This window comes from Halopolyspora algeriensis, from assembly GCF_003337235.1.
GTDB lineage: Bacteria > Actinomycetota > Actinomycetes > Mycobacteriales > Pseudonocardiaceae > Haloactinomyces > Haloactinomyces algeriensis.
In genome coordinates, this window is the sequence record NZ_QPJC01000033.1 from 1 (window position 1) to 1,180 (window position 1,180).

General features: G+C 60.1%; 1 rRNA gene. It reads right to left on the minus strand.

Features of this window, described 5'->3' with window-relative positions:
- Positions 1-1,180: ribosomal RNA gene (locus DFQ14_RS21595) — 23S ribosomal RNA — on the minus strand; the annotation flags it as partial.

Here is a 1,180-nt window from a genome sequence, read left to right on the forward strand (position 1 = left end):
GGGAGACCTCATCTCGAAGCCAGCTTCCCGCTTAGATGCTTTCAGCGGTTATCTGTGCCGAACGTAGCCAACCAGCCGTGCCCCTGGCGGGACAACTGGCACACCAGAGGTTCGTCCGTCCCGGTCCTCTCGTACTAGGGACAGCCCTTCTCAGGTCTCCGTGCGCGCGCGGCGGATAGGGACCGAACTGTCTCACGACGTTCTAAACCCAGCTCGCGTGCCGCTTTAATGGGCGAACAGCCCAACCCTTGGGACCGACTACAGCCCCAGGATGCGACGAGCCGACATCGAGGTGCCAAACCCTGCCGTCGATATGGACTCTTGGGCAGGATAAGCCTGTTATCCCCGGGGTACCTTTTATCCGTTGAGCGACACCGCTTCCACCAGCCAGTGCCGGATCACTAGGCCCTGCTTTCGCACCTGCTCGACCCGTCAGTCTCACAGTCAAGCCTCCTTGTGCCCTTGCACTCGAACACCTGGTTTCCAACCAGGCTGAGGAGACCGTTGGGCGCCTCCGTTACCGTTTGGGAGGCAACCGCCCCAGTTAAACTGCCCACCAGGCACTGTCCCTGGTCCGGATCACGGACCGAGGTTAGACGCCCGCAACGACCAGAGTGGTATTTCACCAGCGACTCCACGAACACTGGCGTGTCCGCTTCTGCGTCTCCCACCTATCCTACACAAGCCGAACCAGACACCCATGCCAAGCTGCAGTAAAGGTCCCGGGGTCTTTCCGTCCTGCCGCGCGAAACGAGCATCTTAACTCGTCGTGCAATTTCGTCGGGTCCGTGGTCGAGACAGCGCCCAAGTCGTTACGCCATTCGTGCAGGTCGGAACTTACCCGACAAGGAATTTCGCTACCTTAGGATGGTTATAGTTACCACCGCCGTTTACCGGCGCTTCCATTTCCCGCTTCCCCACCAGGTGGGTAACGAGTCCTGTTAACGTTCCGGCACCGGGCAGGCGTCAGTCCGTATACCTCGTCTTGCGACTTCGCACGGACCTGTGTTTTTAGTAAACAGTCGCTCGGGCCCACTCTCTGCGGCCACCACCAGCTCCCACCGCAGGGGTGTTCACCAGCCGTGGCTCCCCTTCTTCCGAAGTTACGGGGACAGTTTGCCGAGTTCCTTGACCACGGTTCTCCCGCTCGCCTCGGTATGCTCTACCAGACCACCTGTGT